The organism is Sulfurospirillum tamanense (assembly GCF_016937535.1).
In the GTDB taxonomy this organism is placed as follows: Bacteria; Campylobacterota; Campylobacteria; order Campylobacterales; family Campylobacteraceae; genus Sulfurospirillum_B; species Sulfurospirillum_B tamanense.
The window spans coordinates 1-18,782 of the sequence record NZ_JAFHKK010000010.1 but is presented as its reverse complement, the minus strand read 5'-3'; the positions used below and the strand labels follow the sequence as shown (position 1 = coordinate 18,782).

General features: G+C 46.1%; 17 protein-coding genes. 9 read left to right on the top strand and 8 right to left on the bottom strand.

The window, feature by feature from the left end:
• The 3 genes from JWV37_RS05880 to JWV37_RS05870 are packed head-to-tail and all read right to left on the bottom strand — an operon-like array spanning window position 1 to window position 2,584.
• The gene (locus tag JWV37_RS05880) at window positions 1-390 is read right to left on the bottom strand and encodes a rhodanese-like domain-containing protein (protein WP_205458849.1); all 390 of its coding nucleotides are present in this window, start codon (window positions 388-390) and stop codon (window positions 1-3) included.
• Window positions 391-406: 16 nt separating this feature from the next.
• Window positions 407-547, bottom strand: coding sequence for a hypothetical protein (locus tag JWV37_RS05875; RefSeq protein ID WP_205458848.1), 141 nt, complete (start codon window positions 545-547; stop codon window positions 407-409).
• 9 nt (window positions 548-556) lie between these two features.
• Window positions 557-2,584: an ATP-dependent helicase gene (locus JWV37_RS05870; protein ID WP_205458847.1), complete on the bottom strand. Its 2,028-nt coding sequence runs from the start codon at window positions 2,582-2,584 to the stop codon at window positions 557-559.
• 256 nt (window positions 2,585-2,840) lie between these two features.
• Here JWV37_RS05870 and JWV37_RS05865 point away from each other — a divergent pair, with 256 nt between their 5' ends.
• The 3 genes from JWV37_RS05865 (at window position 2,841) to JWV37_RS05855 (ending at window position 9,149) form a co-directional block, all read left to right on the top strand.
• Window positions 2,841-4,862, top strand: a complete 2,022-nt coding sequence (locus JWV37_RS05865; protein ID WP_205458846.1) for an ABC transporter substrate binding protein — start codon at window positions 2,841-2,843, stop codon at window positions 4,860-4,862.
• A gap of 110 nt (window positions 4,863-4,972) precedes the next feature.
• Window positions 4,973-6,589, top strand: a complete 1,617-nt coding sequence (locus tag JWV37_RS05860; protein WP_205458845.1) for an ABC transporter substrate-binding protein — start codon at window positions 4,973-4,975, stop codon at window positions 6,587-6,589.
• Window positions 6,579-9,149, top strand: a complete 2,571-nt coding sequence (locus tag JWV37_RS05855) for an EAL domain-containing protein (protein ID WP_205458844.1) — start codon at window positions 6,579-6,581, stop codon at window positions 9,147-9,149. The genes JWV37_RS05860 and JWV37_RS05855 overlap by 11 nt, the downstream gene beginning before the upstream one ends.
• 29 nt (window positions 9,150-9,178) lie before the next feature.
• Here the strand turns inward: JWV37_RS05855 and JWV37_RS05850 are convergent, their stop codons facing one another.
• Window positions 9,179-9,388 carry a hypothetical protein gene (locus JWV37_RS05850; protein WP_205458843.1) on the bottom strand — a complete coding sequence of 70 codons (210 nt, stop codon included), beginning with the start codon at window positions 9,386-9,388 and terminating at the stop codon, window positions 9,179-9,181.
• A gap of 15 nt (window positions 9,389-9,403) precedes the next feature.
• Window positions 9,404-10,258 (bottom strand): TIGR01777 family oxidoreductase, encoded by an 855-nt coding sequence (locus tag JWV37_RS05845; RefSeq protein ID WP_205458842.1) that lies wholly within the window; start codon window positions 10,256-10,258, stop codon window positions 9,404-9,406.
• Between the two features lie 288 nt (window positions 10,259-10,546).
• On the opposite strand from JWV37_RS05845, the gene JWV37_RS05840 reads away from it, so the two are divergent.
• The 3 genes from JWV37_RS05840 to JWV37_RS05830 are packed head-to-tail and all read left to right on the top strand — an operon-like array spanning window position 10,547 to window position 13,506.
• On the top strand, window positions 10,547-10,780 hold the full coding sequence (locus JWV37_RS05840) for a hypothetical protein (protein WP_205458841.1): 234 nt from the start codon (window positions 10,547-10,549) through the stop codon (window positions 10,778-10,780).
• A 52-nt stretch (window positions 10,781-10,832) separates the two neighbouring features.
• Window positions 10,833-13,091: a 5-methyltetrahydropteroyltriglutamate--homocysteine S-methyltransferase gene (gene metE, locus JWV37_RS05835; protein ID WP_205458840.1), complete on the top strand. Its 2,259-nt coding sequence runs from the start codon at window positions 10,833-10,835 to the stop codon at window positions 13,089-13,091.
• A 58-nt stretch (window positions 13,092-13,149) separates the two neighbouring features.
• The gene (locus tag JWV37_RS05830) at window positions 13,150-13,506 is read left to right on the top strand and encodes a methionine-R-sulfoxide reductase (RefSeq protein ID WP_205458839.1); all 357 of its coding nucleotides are present in this window, start codon (window positions 13,150-13,152) and stop codon (window positions 13,504-13,506) included.
• 15 nt (window positions 13,507-13,521) lie between these two features.
• Here the strand turns inward: JWV37_RS05830 and JWV37_RS05825 are convergent, their stop codons facing one another.
• Window positions 13,522-14,286: a fumarate reductase cytochrome b subunit gene (locus JWV37_RS05825; RefSeq protein WP_240332055.1), complete on the bottom strand. Its 765-nt coding sequence runs from the start codon at window positions 14,284-14,286 to the stop codon at window positions 13,522-13,524.
• Window positions 14,287-14,616: 330 nt separating this feature from the next.
• Between JWV37_RS05825 and JWV37_RS05820 the strand changes: the two genes are divergently transcribed.
• The 3 genes from JWV37_RS05820 to dtd are packed head-to-tail and all read left to right on the top strand — an operon-like array spanning window position 14,617 to window position 18,313.
• Window positions 14,617-17,247 (top strand): valine--tRNA ligase, encoded by a 2,631-nt coding sequence (locus JWV37_RS05820; RefSeq protein ID WP_205458838.1) that lies wholly within the window; start codon window positions 14,617-14,619, stop codon window positions 17,245-17,247.
• A 23-nt stretch (window positions 17,248-17,270) separates the two neighbouring features.
• Window positions 17,271-17,873: a DedA family protein gene (locus tag JWV37_RS05815; protein WP_205458837.1), complete on the top strand. Its 603-nt coding sequence runs from the start codon at window positions 17,271-17,273 to the stop codon at window positions 17,871-17,873.
• Window positions 17,870-18,313, top strand: coding sequence for a D-aminoacyl-tRNA deacylase (dtd, locus tag JWV37_RS05810; RefSeq protein ID WP_205458836.1), 444 nt, complete (start codon window positions 17,870-17,872; stop codon window positions 18,311-18,313). The genes JWV37_RS05815 and dtd overlap by 4 nt, the downstream gene beginning before the upstream one ends.
• Window positions 18,314-18,325: 12 nt before the next feature.
• On the opposite strand, the gene JWV37_RS05805 is transcribed toward dtd, so the two are convergent.
• Window positions 18,326-18,610 (bottom strand): addiction module antidote protein, encoded by a 285-nt coding sequence (locus tag JWV37_RS05805; protein WP_240332054.1) that lies wholly within the window; start codon window positions 18,608-18,610, stop codon window positions 18,326-18,328.
• A complete protein-coding gene (locus JWV37_RS12910; protein WP_369407660.1) occupies window positions 18,610-18,774 on the bottom strand; it encodes a type II toxin-antitoxin system RelE/ParE family toxin in 165 nt (54 codons plus the stop codon). The genes JWV37_RS05805 and JWV37_RS12910 overlap by 1 nt, the downstream gene beginning before the upstream one ends.
• Window positions 18,775-18,782 lie beyond the last annotated feature (8 nt).

The following is an 18,782-nucleotide window of genomic DNA, read 5'->3' as shown; positions in this document are numbered from 1 at the left end:
TTAAGGGCGGTAAGGCACAGGTTGATACCCCTGCCTTACAAGCTCTACCATGCCCCCTTGCAAGTTAATAACCGCATAACCAAGCTCTCCCAAAAACTCCGCAACCGCCGTAGTACGATTACCTGTACGGCAAATAATAGCAAAAGGAGTTTTCTTGTCAACATGCTTGTCAAGCTCCCTTAAAAAAGCTTGCGCGTCATACCGTCCTTTGTTATCAAAAAAGGTTAATGTAATAGCCCCTTGAACAATCCCTGTATCCAACCACTCCGACTCTGTCCGAATATCAATAATCGTCATAGGCTGGCGCGCAAGCTCCGGTGTGGCCATCTTATCTTTGGCTTGTCCTACCATAATTGCCACTAATGTTAAAAAGAGCAGACGTAAAATCACCACTTTTCCTTTTTATTTATTTTTTTTCGGGCTTACACAATTGTTTTTTTGCTTCAGCCTTAGCACCGCACTTTTTACATATAAAAGGAGGGTGCTTGCCAAGGGTTTTGGCAATTTCCTTACGCTCTTGCTTCCCTAGCTCACAGATTGTTTTCATGCAATTTCCTTACGTAACCAACCCTGCTTCCACTAAAAATGGGGAATGAATATAGTCAAGTTTTTTGATTTTATCGTACTTTGCAAAAGAAAGAAAGAGGCGGTCGCGCGCCCTTGTGGTGGCCACATAAAAAAGCCGTCGTTCTTCGTCTAAACTTCCACCCATACTCATAAGTTTACGGTTAGGAAAACGTCCGTCCATCAAATCTACGATGTACACATCATTAAACTCCAAGCCCTTGCTCGCGTGGATACTGAGCAGATTTACCCCCTCGCCTTCACTCATTTCCCCACTTCCAAGGGTGAGCGCATTTAAAAACCGTTCGCTCTCGTGGTAGTTTTTCGCCAAATCTTTGAGCAAGATGCCTTTGCGCGCGATGCGCTCTTTGGCTTCTTCTTTTTGTTTTTCATCTACCGTACCATCTTTTTGCGTAGCACGTTTAGTAGCAAGTTGCTCGGCGATAGTTTTAAAAACTTGTGAGGTTGTTACGTGTTCCACTAAGGTGCGAGGATGCTTAACACGCTTAGTCTCTTTTAAAAAAATGTAAAAACTGTGTAAAAACTGTGCGCCATCCACGGTGAGCTTACTCAGCTTTAAAATAGGATTAGCCAAAAAGGCTTCATCAAACCCTAATTTGTAAAAGCGCGCCACACTTCCAAGCTCGTGATGGTCATCAAAGAGCCCAAGCTGGGTGTTTTTAGCCCGCTGCTCAAAAGGATTCACTCCCTCTTTGGGCTGAAAAAGTCCCTTTGTGATGTTTCCCTCACCCAAAAGATACAACCCATCAAACAACTCCTTAGAAAGAGCAGGGCCGACCCCCTTGGCGTACTCAAAAATATGAATAAACGCCATCATATCGCGTGGGTTTACTACCACAGTGAGCAAGTCTATCATCGCCTTGACTTCCTTGGCGTCAAAAAAACTTACTCCACCCTTGCGCTTACACGCAATGCCCACTTCTCGCAAGCACGCCTCGATACCATCGGCACTGGAATTGTTGCGAAAAATCACCGCCACATCGTGATGAGGAGTAGACGAAGCGCGAATTTGTGATGCAATGGCTTGGTACTGCAAAAACAGTTCATCATAAATAAGCAACCGTGGGGGTTCGCACTCCCCTGTACGCGTCACTTCCAGTTGCTTGGGGTAGAGCCGTTCGTTTTTCTCAATGACCCGATTGGCCAAAGAGAGAATCTTGGCCGTAGAACGGTAGTTTTTGGTCAAGGTGAACACGCGCGCATTTTCATGACGCTCCCCAAAGGAGCCGATAATGTTGATATTTGCGCCATTAAACGCGTAAATACTTTGGTCATAATCCCCCACGCAAAACACGCTCTTGCACGGAAAGGCTTCGATGAGTGCACCTTGGAGGGTATTGGTGTCTTGGTACTCGTCAATCAAAATCTCTTTGTATCCAATGGGCGCGCCTTTGAGGAGTTGGTCGCGCATGAGGGTCAAAAGGTCGTTAAAATCCACGTAGCCAAAGCGTTTTTTTTGTTCTTTAAATTCTTCCAATATATCTTCGTAAATGTCAAAATACGCCCCGTGTTCGTTGTCGTTTTCTTTAAGCCATTCACTAAAACTAAGAGACACCGTGGAATTTTGATACAAAGAGTAAAGGTCATAAAGATAACTTGCCTGATAAGGCCTCATGGGCGAGTCGATGTGATCAAACCGCCGCCTGCCGTGGATGGTTTTAAGGAGCATTTTTAAATCTTTGGGCTGCTTGAGAACGATGGCTTTGCCCAAACGTTTTAGCAGTCGGTAACTCACCGCGTGAAAGGTACCCGATTCGATACGCCCAGCTACCTCTTTACCAAAAAACCCCGCCACACGCTCCACCATCTCCGCAGCGGCCTTATTGGTAAAAGTCAAAAGCAAAATATGTTCAGGCTTCATCCCCGAACGAATAGAGTGGGCAATGCGCGCCACAATGGTTGAAGTTTTTCCAGTTCCTGCACTGGCAATAACCAAGTTATACCCCAAAGGCGCAGTAGCGGCGGTGTATTGTTCTTGATTAAGGTGAGAAAGGGGCATATGCAGACTCTTTTGGGTAAAAATTTAAAGGACGGTATTATACCCAGACAGGGTTAAAAGGCCTTTACATGTAAGCGCTCACACGAAGTTTTAAAACCCAATACCTTCGTCACATTGAAACAGTTGTTACATAACGAAGCGAATACCATAACAATAACGGATCGGTCTTCTAAATGCAGCAAGGAAATTGAACTTTATTGGCACTTTGGGCTATACTCATTTATAAACAATCAAACACTCCGCAGGAGGGTTTTAAATGATTGCGAGATTGATTTTTTTACTCTTTTTTACCACAACACTTTTTGCTGACAAAAACGTGCTTGTGCTTCACTCTTACCACCACGGATTGCAGTGGACAGACAGCATCTCAAAAGGCATCATCGCTGCTTTTGAGTCATCTGAGGAAAAAATCAATATCTACTTTGAATACCTGGATTCCAAGCGTAATCTTGAATCTTCTTTTCTGGAAAGAACCTTTCGCTATTTTTTATTAAAACACAACAACACTGCATTTGACGCCATTATTGCCTCAGACAATGATGCACTGGCCTTCCTCAATGACTACCAACACGAACTTTTCCCTAATACTCCAGTTGTCTTTTGCGGTATCAATAACTTTGACCCCCAAATGGCATCAAACCTTCCGCACGTCACAGGCGTCAAAGAAGTGGTTGATTATGATGGCACACTCGCCTTGGCTATAGACCTATTTCCAAAACGTAAAAAAGTGGTAGTCGTTTTAGACAATACCTACACCGCCAACACCATTCGCACAGAAATAAAAGAGGTGGAAAAACGCTTTAACCCTGAGCTAGATTTTTACTATTTCTGGGACTTTGAAACCCAAGATTTAGAAGCATTTATTCACAAGCACAAAGAGGATATTTTCGTCTATGCCCTTGCTTTTAACCGAGACAAAAAAGGAAATTTTTTCAGCTACAGTGAGAGTATCGCTATCATCAAAAGACTCTTTGGCCCAACCATTCCTGTATTTGGGTCTTGGGACTTTTTTTTAGGCCAAGGGATTATAGGTGGCGTGATTGTCAGCGGATTTAACCAAGGGCACACAGCCGGAACACTCACCTTGGAGGTCTTGCAAGGCAAAGAGGCAAGCGCTCTCCCCACCCAAACAAACATAGGCAAAGATGGAATTATTTTTGATTACAAAGAGATGCAGCGTTTTTCACTCAAGACTCCCAAAGGTCTTTTACATGTAAGCTATATCAATAAACCTATTGGCTTTTTCGCCCAACACAAAACAGTGCTTATTCCCCTTGGTGTTTTATTTTTAATACTTCTCATTGGTGTACTTCTCAGGGAATTTCGCAACCACGAAAGAAACCAGATGCTCAAAGAAGCCAATGCCCTACTGGACCAAAAAATTGCACTAGCCACCCAAGAGAGCCAAAAAAATGAAAAACTTTTTAGGTTTGTTGCAGACAGTTCTCTCTACTTGATTTGGGTTGCCGACACAAAATACAACATAACCTACATCAACACCAAAGTCAAAGAGTATTTTGATCTCTCGCCTCAAGACATCATCGGTAGCCATGATTTTCCTTTTTTATCGCCTTCTTACAAAAAAGAACTCCGCGCACAGCTAGAGGCATTACACCAAGACAGAACCCTTGAATCCATTGCATTTGAGTTTTACTGCGACACTCTTGACAAATACATGAAAAATACCGTTATGCCCATCCACGACAGTGAGGGCGTCGTAGATGGCTACAAAGGCATCATTGAAGACATCACTGAAGAGAAAATCCACCTTGACCTACTTGAAGAAGCAGCCCAAACCGACGCCCTAACAGGGCTTCTTAATAGATCAACCCTCGAAGTAAACTATTTAAACCTGCTTCAAAAAATGCGTTTATCTCAAGAAGAATCTTGCTTAATGATGATTGACATTGACCACTTCAAAGAGATAAATGATTGCGCTGGGCATCTCATGGGAGACAATGTTTTAAAAAGATTAGCCCAATACCTTAAAGCCTATTTTCGCAAAAGCGACTTGATCTTTCGCTATGGAGGGGAAGAGTTTGTGGTACTTTTGCCAGATATTTCCCAAAAAGATGCATACACCTCTGCCCAAACCCTAAAAGCAAAAGTCAGTGAAGAGCCGTTTGAGGGTATTATCTCCTCTCTTACCATTAGCATTGGTTTGACAGTGATTAGCAAAGATGACAGCGTTCTTATGGAGACTATTGCAAAGGCAGATAAAGCGCTTTATAGAGCAAAGAAAAATGGAAGAAATCGCGTAGAGGCCTTTGATGGGTAAAAACCCAATAGCATGGTAAGATTTTTTACCTGCTTTGAATCTAGTAGCCACAAACACTAACGGATTATGATAGTATCTATTGTTTGCAATAATACGCCAAAGGAAGGACCATGGAAAAGAAAAAAAGCCTGAAGAAGAGCCGCTTAAAACTACTGCGACATGGGTTAGGTTGGATTTTTTGCATCACATTACTCTTTGGCGCACATGCAATCTTTTTCACAACAAACACTTACGCAAATGACTCCAAAAAAACACCCCAAGACACCTTGCGCGTCATTGCTCATATTGCCACTTCATGGGTCGTGGGGAATTCGGTTGTAGAGCCGTTGGTATATGTCGACAATGAAAACAATTTTGTTCCTAATTTGGCAAAACAGTGGACACTTGGCCCAGAATATATCGACCTACACTTGCACCAAGGGGTTGTTTTTCACGATGACACACCTTTTAACAGCAGTTCGGTCTTGCAAAACTGGGAGCGGTATGTGGAAACAGCGGCCACAAAAACCCCCTATTTTACTCTTGATTTGCGCTTAGCGATTCGCGACATGGAGGCCCTTGATGCCCATACTGTACGAATGTATTTTCACGTAGACGCCTTTATGGGACAAATTTTGGTCTACCTTCGCTCTTTTTACATGTATTCGCCAACTTTCTTTGAGGCTTTTAATGGTCGCTACCCTCAGGGCAATCAAGCTAATATTCTTAAAGCTGGCCCGTGGGGAACAGGCCCTTATGAGATTACAAAAATCCAAGATGGCGGGGCTATTTCCTTGCTACGCGCCAACGCGCGCTACTGGCAAAAAGGCTATCCGCGCACTCAAAATCTTGAAATCTACAGCCCAGCTGCGCTCAACACCCAAGAAGCTTATCAATGGATGATCGAAGGCAAAGCCGATCTGTTTGATGCAGTAAGCCCTTCCATGCTCCCCATTTTAGGAAAACATGCGCATTTACATCGCACACTAAAATACCCCACAAGCCACCTTACCACACTATTTAACACCCGCAAGCCCAATAGTCCACTTCGTGACATCAGAGTGCGTGAAGCACTCAACCTACTGGTTGATCGCCATACCTTACACCGTTTTGTCTCCCAAGGGTCAGCCAGAATGACAGCTTTTATTCTTCCTCTTGATGAATCCAACGGCTTGCAACCTTATCCTTATGACCCGCAAAGGGCGACTTTACTTTTAAACGAAGCGGGTTTCAATGAAGCCAACCCTCTACCTTTAGTAATTGGGTATTACATTAGTGAAGAAAAACTAGCCAAAGCCATTGGTGCCATGCTCCAAAGCAAAGGGGTAGCGGTTGAGTTTGAACAATACACAACACGCCAAGAGTATTACAAACACATTAAAAATTACACCCACGGCCCAGACAATCCTATCGAAGGTGAACGCTGGGATCTTTCCATCGTCCAAAGTGGCCTATATACCAACACCGTTGCCACCCATTTTGAAGCATTTTATGGCAAGGGAGGCAACCGCTGGATAGAAGTGGACAATGAAGCTGACCGCTTATTTTTAGAAGCAATGCACGCACCGTCATGGGAAAAGGCGCAGGAAAAATTTGTTCAGATGGAACTTTACCTTTACCAGCAACACTACTCCATGCCTTTGTTTATTTGGCCCAGTATTTTCACCATGCACCAACGCATTGCTCATAACTCCTTTTCTGGAAGCGGATACTTGCTTAACTTAAAGGAGATATCCATTGCTAAATAAGCTTTTAAAAAATCGACAGTGGGGGCTAAAGCGTATTCTTTTATTTTCCATGCTACCTGTTTTTCTCCTAACAGCCGCCACGGGTGTACTGTTTAATTATTTTGCTGCCAAAGAAAGTGCCCAGAATCTTCTTAGAGACTATGTGGAACACCGCAGCATGGAGCTAAAGTTTATCGCCAATTTACCCACACTTAAAATATTTATTATGAATTTGCGTTTAGGACTGGAGGAAGAGGCGGCCTTTTTTCGAGTGGAGCTGGAAGACTCTTTGGAGCAGTTTTTCAACGCGCCTGACACTCCTGCTATCCATCACTTTACAGTTGTCTCCCAAAGTGGCCAAGAACTCTTGCGCGTCGTCAATGGAAAAGTTACGCCAACATTTCAAGAGAGTGTTAACCTCAACTTTCTACACACCCCATCCAAGCCCTATGATGCAAGCGACTTTAAATTATCTTCCCATACAGACAGTCTTAAGTTGCTTGACCCCATCAACAACGAACTCATAGGCGGGCTTATTTACGAATACCACATACCAATCAAACAAATTCTAGCCAAACCACGTCAAGTGCTGTGGTTTAACTTGCTTTTTAGTTTTGTGGGGATCGCAATGCTGTTTTTTCTTTTTTACCTCATTATTGATTTTAACATTCAACCTCTAAAGCGTTTGAGTGTCGCTGTGCGCAGGATTATTGATGGCAATCTCGACCAAAAAATAGACGCCGTTGGTTTTGGCGAAACACTAGCCCTTTCAGAATCTTTTGAACAAATGCGTGGTCGTCTAAAAGCCTCTTTTGTAGAAATTTCAAATAAAAACGACACGCTTGCAACCCTTCTAGAAGAACAACGTCGCATTAGCATTCAAATGGGTGAAAAAAATCAAGAACTAGAAGCCTCAAAGGCACAACTAGCCCAAAGTGAAGAAAAACTAGCTACCACGCTACACTCCATAGGCGATGGTGTGATTGCTACTGATGAAAAGGGTTTGGTCTCTAGCATGAACCCTATGGCAGAAAAGCTTTGTGGTTGGACACTTAAAGAAGCTCAAGGAAGGCCACTTGATGAGGTTTTTATTATCATCAATGCACGCACACGAAAACCCTGCCTTAACCCCGTTGGAAAAGTTCTTGACTCGGGCGAGGTTGTAGGCCTTGCCAACCACACTGTGCTTTTAGCAAAAGATGGTAACGAATACCAAATAGCTGACAGTGCCGCCCCCATTCGCAACCGAAAAGGCGAAATCACTGGCGTGGTGCTTGTCATAAGCGACGTAACCGAAAAATACGCCCAAGAAGAGAAGTTGCGTCAAGCTCAAGAGGAGCTCACTAAAAACCTCGAAAGCCAACTCTACACTGACGAACTTACCAGACTAGGGAGCCGTGCCTCTTTACTTAAAGAGATTAAAGCATCCACACACCCTGCCGTTATTCTCATTGACATCAACTCCTTCAGAACAATCAATGAGCTCTATGGCGTGGAAGTAGGCAGTGAAGTGCTTGTATTGTTTTCTTTGCACTTAAAAGAGTTTGCAACACTAAAAAAATACCAAGCCTATCGCATCTCTGGCGATGAATTTGTTCTTTTTAGGGATACCGCCAAGGTAAATGTCTCTTTGTGTAACAGTTTTTTGATAGAACTTTTTAGGTTTATCAAAAAAACACCCATCTCTCCTTCCTTGCTCAACGAAGACCTGTATTTGGACATTAGTGCAGGTGTTTCTTTTGAACCCATTAACCCCCTAGAAACGGCAAACATCGCACTAAATAATGCTAAACAGCACTACTCTCCTTATGCTATTTTTAGCAAGGAAATGGATTCTCATGAGGAAATTACCTACGGAGCCTTGTGGAAGAAAAAAATTATACTAGGACTCCAGCGCAGTGCATTTGTACCTTTTTTTCAACCCATTGTCGACAAACAACAGCGCGTTGTCAAATACGAAGCATTAATGCGGTTTCGTGAATCCGAGGAGGAAAATACCGCCTACATTCCTCCTCATGAATTCTTAGACATTGCCATCAAGACACGTCATTACAATAAAGTCTCTCAAATCACCTTACTTAAAAGCTTAAGCACTTGCGTCAACGCAAACATAACGGTCTCTTTAAACCTTAGTTATCAAGATATTCTCAACCGAGACCTTCACAAAATTCTGAGAAAAACCATTGAAAAAAATGCCATCGGAGGGCGCGTTGTCTTTGAAATTGTCGAATCACAAAACATCAAAGATTACGACATCTTAAAGGCATTTGTCCGTGAGTTCAAGGCCTTGGGTGTGCGCTTTGCTATTGATGATTTTGGTACTGGTTTTTCAAACTTTACCCACATCTTTGAGCTCTCGCCCGATTTTATCAAGATAGATGGCTCCCTTATCAAACACATTGACAGCGACAAAAAATCCCTTGAACTGGTCAAAGCGATTGTCTTTTTCTCCAAAGAAATGGGGATTAAAACCATCGCTGAATTTGTCCATTCGGAGGAAATTTTTAAAACAGGCTTGAAGCTTGGTATTGATTTTTTTCAAGGGTATTATTTTGGAAAGCCTTGCCCGTGGGAGAATTAGGCCTTTACATGTAAAGAAAAGCTCTAACGCTAATCTCCCTCGGGGTTTTTTCCTTCCAACAAGCGCTTCATTTTGCGTTCCATGCGTCTTTCAAAAGCATCATTAGAGGGCGACTCTGGACTGGAAAACAGCGCCTTGCCATACAGCACACAGCCCTTATCTCCAGGGTCGCAAGCTTTTTTTAATATGTCGCACACATCACTGATGCAGTGCGGGCAACTCCATCCACCCTTGCTCATAGCACCTCCTGTATTCTACGAAATCACCGCGTCAAAGGCTTGGTCAATCTGCGGGTAAAAAAACGAAAAACCCTCATCAAGCAGATGTTTCGGGTAGACTTTTTGACCCTCTAGCAAAATCACGGCCCCCTCCCCAAATTTAAGCTTTAGTGCAAAGGTTGGCACTGGCAAAAACGCAGGGCGGTTTAATGCCGCACCGAGGGCTTTTGTCATCTCTTTATTGGTTACTGGATGAGGCGCAGTGAGATTGTAAATTCCCTCTTTATTTGCATCCTCCAACACCCACACATATGCCCGAAACAAATCTTCAATATGAATCCACGAAAAACCCTGCTCGCCCGAACCAATCACCCCTCCAAGACCAAGTTTAAAAATAGGCATCATTTTTGCCAATGCTCCACCACCTCGCCCAAACACAACCCCAAAACGAAAAAGCGCCACACGCACACCCGCTTCTTTGGCTCTTAAGGCTTCATTTTCCCAGCGCTTTGCCAAATCCCCTAAAAAGCCTTGGTCAAATTCATTAGATGTCTCATCGTGCTCTTTGCCTGCTTCGTAAATTCCAACGGCTGAGGTAGAAATGAGTACCTTTGGTGGAGTTTGCATGGCCTTAAGCGCACTCACAATGGCGCGTGTGGTGTTAATACGGCTTTTAACCATCGCCTCTTTATGGGATGGTGTCCAACGCTCAGAGATGTTTGCACCCGCAAGATTAATTACTCCATCACACCCTTTTAGTGTTGCCAACAACGCGCTTTCATCACTCAAAGCAAGGCGGGTAATCGCCACAATCTCGTGGCCACTCTCAACAAAACGCTTGGAAAGATAACTGCCAACAAATCCGTTGGCCCCACTCATAGCAATACGCATGAAAGCTCCTTTTTGGTGTATTATAACCGTTTTCAAGGTTGTTTAAAAGAGGAAAAATAGCCATTCATCCATTCGTTTTTTGAGTTTTTCTGTTGGCGCACACGGTTTTAAAAACTCCCCTACCACTTTACATGTAAGGCTTCACAAGCTATAATCACTTTCATTTTACATTAAGGTAAACTTCTGAGAACTCCCAAAGGTTTTGGCAAACGCTATTTTACCCTCGCTTCCATCCAAGCCCACACGGTGGAGATTTCCCTATGCGCCCAGTTTGCTCGTACGCACACCTTGACACACAGATACAGCCACGGCACAACACCCGATGAAGACGACCCACCGCCTGAACCTCTCGAAGCAGTTGTCTGCCCCCAAACCTCCACCGCCAAGCCTTGCCACTGCAATTGCTTTTACAAACGCCGCACCAAGCGCGCCTTACGTCGCAGTAAACTCTTAAGCTACCGCCGTTGCAATTGCCTCTTTTACAGCTTTCGCCGCACAGGCATTCACCCTCCTTACATGTAACGATTTTTCACGCAGTTTAGTTACTTAATTTCATACATATAAGGATACATCTATGCCAAAAAACACCATCATCGGCTTTCCCCGCATTGGGGAAAAACGTGAACTCAAACACGCTTTAGAAGCCTACTGGAGCGGGCAAACCGCCTTTGCAACCGTACAGCAAACCGCCCTCACCCTCAAGCGTCGCCACTGGGGCTACCAACAACAAGCGGGCATCGCCCTCATTAGCTGCAACGACTTTAGTTTGTACGACACCATGCTTGACACCGCAGTCATGTTAGGTGCCATCCCACTGCGCTTTGCAGACATTAGCGATAGCACCGTGCAGTATTTCACTATGGCCAGAGGCGACGAAAAACGCGTGGCGATGGAGATGACCAAATGGTTCAACACTAACTACCACTACATCGTGCCCGAACTCTCCGCGCAAACCCGCTTCAAGCTCAACGCCACCAAGGTACTTAGTGAACTTGAAGAAGCCAGAGCCTTTGGCATCATCCCCAAAGTCAACCTCATCGGCCCGCTCACCTTTTTAAGTCTTGCTAAAGCCACCGACAACAGCGATGTGTTCGCACACCTTGACCGCGTAGTAGAGCTGTACGAACAGCTTCTTACGCAACTGGCGCAACACGCGCCCGCCCTTTATGTGCAGTTTGATGAACCCATCCTCTCCCTTGGCACTGACCCGCTCACGCAAGCACGCTTGGGCGGGGTGTATAAAACGCTTTCTTGCGCTTCTCCTGCGTTGAAGCTCATCGTCACCACCTACTTTGACCATGCTAAAGAATCGGTTGTTTCACTCGCCAAAAGTGGCGTATGGGGCATTGGGTTAGATTTTGTACACGGAAAAGAAAACCTTGACGCCCTTGGAGAATTAGGAGACCTCCACCTCATCGCAGGTGTAGTAGACGGGCGCAATGTCTGGAAGAATGACATTCGTACCACCCTCGAACTGCTTGAACGCATCGCATCGCAAGTACCAAAAGAGCGCATTTGCATCTCAACTTCGTGCTCGTTGTTGCACGTACCCTACACGCTAGCCCACGAAAGCAAGCTGGACAAAACCCTCTCCACATGGCTCAGTTTTGCCCTTGAAAAACTCGAAGAAGTTACCCTGCTCTCCCAGTGTTTTCATGGCGCGCCCCTAAGTCCTGCCAAAACCCAGGCCTTAGAAGCCAACCGTGCCGCCGCTGCGTCGCGCAAAACTTCTGACAAAATCCACAACAAGCAGGTCCAAACACGCCTACAAACCACTACCAAATGGAAAAGAGACCTGCCTTATACCAAGCGCATCGTGGTTCAAAAAGCGGCTCTAAACTACCCCGATTTAGCCACTACGACCATCGGTTCTTTCCCCCAAACACCCGCACTGCGTCACGTGCGAAGAGAGTACAAAAACGGCACCATCTCATCTGCGGTTTACGAAACGCACATTAAAGCCTACATTGACGAGTGCCTCGCGTTTCAAGAGTCCATCGACCTAGACGTGCTCGTACATGGCGAACCTGAGCGCAACGACATGGTAGAGTACTTTGGCGAACAGCTTGAAGGCTTTGCGTTTACCCAAAACGGCTGGGTGCAAAGTTATGGCAGTAGATGCGTCAAGCCCCCTTTGCTGTACGGCGACATCAGCCGTCCCTCACCCATGACAGTCGCGTGGATTACCTACGCACAGTCAAAAACCCAAAAAATCGTCAAAGGGATGCTCACAGGCCCCGTGACCATTCTCAACTGGTCATTTGTCCGCAATGACAAGCCTAAAAAAGAGATTGCTCAGCAAATCGCCCTTGCTATTTGTGATGAAATCAACGACTTACAAGAAGCGGGCATCGGCATTGTTCAAGTGGACGAGGCGGCTTTTAAAGAAGGGTATCCTTTGCGTCAAGAAAAACACGCGCAGTACGAAGAATGGGCGCTTGAGAGTTTTAGGCTTTCCACCAGTAGTGCACACCCTCGCACGCAAATCCACACCCACATGTGTTACAGCGAGTTTCGCGACATCATCCACACCATCAAAGCCATGGACGCGGATGTGATTTCCATCGAGACGGCGCGTTCTGGCAACAAATTGTTGCAAATCTTTAAAGAAATCGGCTACGAACAAGAGATTGGACCAGGCATTTACGACATCCACTCTCCACGGGTTCCAAGTGTGGAAGAGATGGTGACACAGATTCACGCACTTTTGGAAGTTTTTCCCAAAGAACAGCTGTGGATTAACCCCGATTGTGGCCTTAAAACCCGCAAATGGGAAGAAGTCAAACCCTCTCTAGCAAACATGGTCACAGCAGTCAACGCCGTACGCGGCTAAAGGGCACGTCCATTTACCCAAAAAAAGCTACAATGCCTCCATTAAAAGGAGGCATTGTATGCACACACTTACCCCAGAAGAACGGTATATTTTAGAAGAAAAAGGCACTGAGGCACCCTTTAGCGGGGAATATTATGCGTTTGATGAAACAGGGGTTTTTCACTGCAAAAAATGCGACGCGCCCTTGTTTCCAAGCACTGCAAAGTTTGATTCTGGCACAGGCTGGCCCAGCTTTGATGCGGCATTTTTAGGTGCGGTAAAAGAAATAACCGACAAAGACGGAAGGCGCACAGAGATTATCTGCGCCGCGTGTGGAGGGCACCTTGGACACGTGTTTCATGGAGAAGGATTTACCCCCAAAAACACCCGCCATTGCGTCAATTCACTTTCCTTGGCATTTAAAGCGGGGGATTAACCCCGCTTGGCGTGCTTATTTTGACTCAAAAGAGATAAGGTGAGCGCTATTTTCTGCCAAAGATTTGCCGTACTGTATGTACGCTAAATCTGCCAAAAATGCTATTAGCCCAAGCCCCATAAAAACCCCAAGTACAGTGCGTTTTACTTGCGCAACCGCAACCCTGCGCGCTTGCGGTGTTGACTGATCGAAAGAAACCCACTTAATCACCAAACGGTATACGCCAACACTAGCATGGGCAACCATCATTACGAGTAAAATCAGATAAAAAAGTCCCATGCCCCCTTGTGTAAAACGCGTTGCCGCAGTTGCTGCATTAATAGAATCATAACTAGATAAAATCACAATCAAATGCGCGCCGCCCAAAAAAAACAATGCAAAACCCGTAACATACTGCACTACCCATAAGGAAGTATCGGCGTGTTTCATCATTTTACGGTGCTGCCAAAAGACTAAAATCTGGCGATACGTGGCAGGAAATTTACGCATGGCCAAAAATGCGTGGCCAACGAATACAACGAAAATAAAAAGTGTTACAAAGAGGGTCACAACAGGCACTGCCTCACCAAACAAAAAAGCGCCCTCAGATTGTTTTACTACCCAATCAAACGCCGCAGGGCCCGCAAGAATGGTCGATGTAAACATCATGTGAAACACAATAAACCCTGCCAAAATAGCTCCCGTGGTGCTTTGCCACCAGTCAAGTTTTGCAGGAATTCTGCTTTTTCTGCATTCGGAAGTTTTGCCAATAACACTCTCAATCATTGCCCGATGACCCATAAAAAACCCTTTAAGAAAATTTATGTTTTGATTTATTATTACTATATTTGCAAGAAAAATGACAATTCTTAACTTCGCCTAAAAAGCTTCAAAACAGCCATCAACTCTAAGCTAAATAGTATTTTATTAATCTAAACATAAAAAATTATATAAGATAGTTTCTTTAAGTCAGTTTAGGAGCCCGAAAAAAGTCCTAAAAATATCCCTCTTCTTGTGGTAAAGAGAGTCGCCTATCCCTCTTTCATTCTCCTTTACATGTAAAGCCTAATTAAAGCCCCCCATTAGGCACTTTTTGCTACAATCCGCACAAAAAAACACAGGGGCAACACCGTGAGTGAACCAAGCACCACCTACGAACCACACGCTATTGAAGAACGCTATTACAAGCTTTGGGAAGAGAGAGGCTATTTTGAAATAGAGGGCAACAAAGCCATCCAAAAAGAGGGCAAACGGTTTTCCATCATGCTTCCCCCACCCAACGTCACGGGCAGTTTGCACATCGGGCACGCCTTTAACCACACCCTCATCGACATCATGACGCGCTTTAAACGCATGGACGGCTACAAAACCTTGTGGCAACCAGGTACCGACCACGCGGGAATCGCTACCCAAAACGTCGTGGAAAAACAACTCCTCGCCCAAGGCATCACCAAAGAAGAGCTAGGCCGTGAGAAATTTTTGGAAAAAGTCTGGGAATGGAAAGCCAAAAGCGGCGGCACCATCGTCGGTCAAATGCGCAAAATGGGCGTTTCCCCCGCGTGGAGTCGCGAACGCTTTACCATGGATGAAGGCCTCAAACGCGCCGTACGCAAAGCCTTTTTGGCGCTTTATAGCGAAGGGATGATTGTCCGTGGCAATTACATGGTCAACTGGTGTACCCACGATGGCGCGCTAAGTGACATCGAAGTCGAATACGAACAACACAAAGGCAAGCTGTACCACCTGCGCTATTTCCTAGAAAATTCCCAAGAGTACATCGTCGTAGCCACCACGCGCCCTGAAACGTTTTTTGGAGACACGGCGGTCATGGTGCACCCCGAAGATGAACGCTACACCCACCTCATCGGCCAGTACGTCACCCTACCCCTCATCAACCGACGGGTCAAAATCATCGCCGATGATTACGTAGACAGTAGCTTTGGAACAGGCTGTGTGAAAGTCACGCCTGCCCACGACGTGAACGACTACGAAGTAGGCAAACGGCATGATTTGGAGTTCATCACCATCTTTAACGAAGCGGGTTTTTTAAACGACCAGTGTGGTGCGTTTGAAGGGCAAGAACGCCTCGAAGCGCGCGAAGGCATCGTAGCCGCCCTTGAAGCGCAAGGGTTTGTGGAAAAAATCGAAGACTACGAAAACCAAGTGGGACACTGCTACCGCTGCAAAAACGTGGTCGAACCCTACATCTCCAAACAATGGTTTGTGAAAAAAGAGATAGCCGAGGGAGCCACCCAAAAGGTCAACGCGGGACTCGCGCAGTTTTACCCAGCGCATTGGATCAACTCCTTTAACGCGTGGATGAAAGAGTTGCGCGACTGGTGTATCTCCCGTCAACTGTGGTGGGGGCATCAGATTCCTGTGTTTTACTGCCGTACATGTAACCACGAATGGGCAACCGAAGAAGAGACCCAAACCGCGTGCCCCGCATGCCAAAGCACCGACATCTACCAAGACCCCGACGTGCTTGATACGTGGTTTAGCTCTGGCCTTTGGCCGTTTTCGACGCTTGGCTGGGGAAATGAGGAGTGTGGCAAAGGCGAAACGTGGTTTGAAGAAGACATGGCGGAGTTTTACCCCAACTCACTCATGGTCACAGGTTTTGACATCCTCTTTTTCTGGGTCGCACGCATGATGTTCCAAGGAGAACACGCCCTCAAAGAACTGCCTTTCAAAGACATCTACCTGCACGCCTTGGTCAAAGACGAACACGGCCAAAAGATGAGCAAATCCAAGGGCAATGTCATCGACCCCATCGACACCATCCAAAGCCACAGTGCCGACGCGCTTCGTTTCACCCTCGCTGTCCTTGCCATCCAAGGGCGCGACATCAAACTAAGCCCCGACAAACTCGACCAAATGCGCAACTTCACCAACAAGCTTTTTAACGCCTCTAAATACCTCTTGCTAAACGCCAACCGCTTTGAGGATTTGGACGCCATCACCATCAAAACCGAACTGGGGCGCTACATGCAAAGCCGCTTGCACGGGGCCACTAAAGAGGTGCGCGAACACCTTGAAACTTACCGCTTTAACGACGCGGCCACGGTGTTGTACCGCTTTTTGTGGAACGAGTTTTGCGACTGGGGCATTGAACTTAGCAAAGCCCAAAGAGAAGCCGTGCCAGAACTAGGCGCCATCTTTAAAGAAGCCATGAAACTCTTGCATCCGTTCATGCCTTTCATCACCGAACACCTTTACCAAACCCTAGGCAACACCACCCTAGAAGAAAACACCTCCATCATGGTTCTGCCCTACCCTACCAACGAAACCAAAGACGACGCCATGGAAGGGCTTTTTGAGCGCATCATCGAAGCGATTGTGAGCATCAGACGCGCCAAAGCGACCATAGAACTGGGCAATCAACGCATTGATTTGGCGTACGTAAAACTCAACACGCCTCAGGATTTGAGCGCGGCGGTGCCGTTTATTAAACTCTTAGCCAAATGTGGCGCGGTGGAGTTTGTGAGTGAGAAAATCCCCGACGCCGTGCGCGACGTGAGCGACAACCTTGAAGTGCTCATCCCCCTCTCAGGCATCGACCTTAGCCCCATCATCGCGCGTCTTGAGGGGCAAGCGGGAAAACTCCAAAAAGAAGTAGACAAGCTAAGCGGTATGCTCTCCAACGAACGTTTTGTGGCCAACGCTCCTGAAGCGGTTGTGGTGCAAAACAAAGCCGCCCTCGCCGAAGCCACCGACAAATTGGCTAAAGTGACCGAAGAGTTGGGAAATTTGCGTGACTAAGCCCTTTACATGTAAGGCTTTTCGTGCTGCATGATGCCGTAACATTTCTGGTGGAAACCATCGGTGCGTGGGGGTACGTGGGGATTTTTTGCCTCATGTTTTTGGAGAGTTCCTTTTTCCCTTTTCCTAGCGAAGTAGTGATGATACCCGCGGGTTATTTGGCCTTCAAAGGTGAAATGAGCCTCGCGGGTGCACTCTTGGCGGGCACAGGCGGCTCACTAGCGGGCGCGCTGTTTAACTACTACCTTAGCGTCAAGCTTGGGCGCAAACTCTTGCTCAAATACGGCCGCTACGTAGGGTTTGATGAAACCAAGATGACCAAGCTAGAAGTCTTCTTTAACAAACACGGCGAAATCTCCACCTTTAATGGACGGCTCATTCCTGGTGTGCGCCAGTACATCTCTTTGCCCGCAGGCCTAGCGCGCATGAATCTCTTTCGCTTTTGCCTTTACACCTCTTTGGGGGCAAGCATTTGGATGATCGTGCTTATCACGCTTGGGTATTTTCTAGGGAGTAACGAGACGCTAGTAAAAGAGTACCTCAAGCTCATCATCTACATCACCCTTGGGTTTGTAGCGGTGCTCAGCGTGGTTTATTATCTTTACCAAAAAAAGCGCGCGGCGTGATTGCACTGCTCCAACGGGTGCGCCACTCGGCGGTGCGTGTGGAAGGCGAAATCGTCGGTGAAATTGGCGTGGGACTAAACGTGCTTTTGGGGATTTTCAAAGACGATGATGAAAAAGACATCGCCCTTTTGGTGCCAAAAATCCTGCAGATGCGGATTTTTGAAGACAATGAAGGCAAGATGAACCGTTCGCTTTTAGACATGAGTGGCGAACTGCTTGTCATCTCTCAGTTTACCCTCACAGCCAACATCAAAAAAGGACGTCGCCCTAGTTTCGACGGGGCCATGCCGCCAGAACGCGCCAAGGCACTCTATGAGGAATTTATCCTTACATGCAAAGCCCACACGCACGTCCAAAGCGGCGTTTTTGGCGCAACCATGGACGTAGAAATCCACAACGACGGCCCCGTGAGCATCATTGTGGATTCTAAGGCGCTTTAGGAGTGCTTCACCTTACACTGCTGTGCGTGCATGAAGGGTTAAGCCAAGGGATTTGAGCACTTTTAAAATTGTGCTAAATTTTGGTTCTGCGCCTTCTTGAAACGTTTTGTAAAGGCTCTCCCTCCCCAATCCTGTCTCCTTGGAAATCTGACTCATTCCCTTTGCTTTGGCGATATGTCCAACGGCTCTTAAGAGTTCGTTTTGATCGCCTTCTTCGAGCACTTGAGAGAGGTATTCGGCAATTGACTCAGGGCTATCGAGGTATTCGGAAATATCAAATGTAGTTAACTTATTCATTATTTAAACTCCTTTGCCAGTGCCTTGGCTTTGTCAATATCTTTTTGTTGATGGGCTTTTGAACCGCCATGCAACACAATCACAATTGTCTTTCCCCTGATGAAATAATAAAGCCTATAGCCAGGTCCAAGATCTACCCTTGCTTCGGACACGCCCTCGCCCACGGGCTTAA

Coding starts and splice junctions, on each gene's coding strand:
- JWV37_RS05845 (WP_205458842.1), bottom strand. CDS start 10,258: ATGCGTATTGCTATGAGTGGGGCCAACGGATTTGTTGGCAGTTATCTT.
- JWV37_RS05870 (WP_205458847.1), bottom strand. CDS start 2,584: ATGCCCCTTTCTCACCTTAATCAAGAACAATACACCGCCGCTACTGCG.
- metE (WP_205458840.1), top strand. CDS start 10,833: ATGCCAAAAAACACCATCATCGGCTTTCCCCGCATTGGGGAAAAACGT.
- JWV37_RS05875 (WP_205458848.1), bottom strand. CDS start 547: ATGAAAACAATCTGTGAGCTAGGGAAGCAAGAGCGTAAGGAAATTGCC.
- JWV37_RS05850 (WP_205458843.1), bottom strand. CDS start 9,388: ATGAGCAAGGGTGGATGGAGTTGCCCGCACTGCATCAGTGATGTGTGC.
- JWV37_RS05805 (WP_240332054.1), bottom strand. CDS start 18,610: ATGAATAAGTTAACTACATTTGATATTTCCGAATACCTCGATAGCCCT.
- JWV37_RS05825 (WP_240332055.1), bottom strand. CDS start 14,286: ATGGGTCATCGGGCAATGATTGAGAGTGTTATTGGCAAAACTTCCGAA.
- JWV37_RS05860 (WP_205458845.1), top strand. CDS start 4,973: ATGGAAAAGAAAAAAAGCCTGAAGAAGAGCCGCTTAAAACTACTGCGA.
- JWV37_RS05865 (WP_205458846.1), top strand. CDS start 2,841: ATGATTGCGAGATTGATTTTTTTACTCTTTTTTACCACAACACTTTTT.
- JWV37_RS05830 (WP_205458839.1), top strand. CDS start 13,150: ATGCACACACTTACCCCAGAAGAACGGTATATTTTAGAAGAAAAAGGC.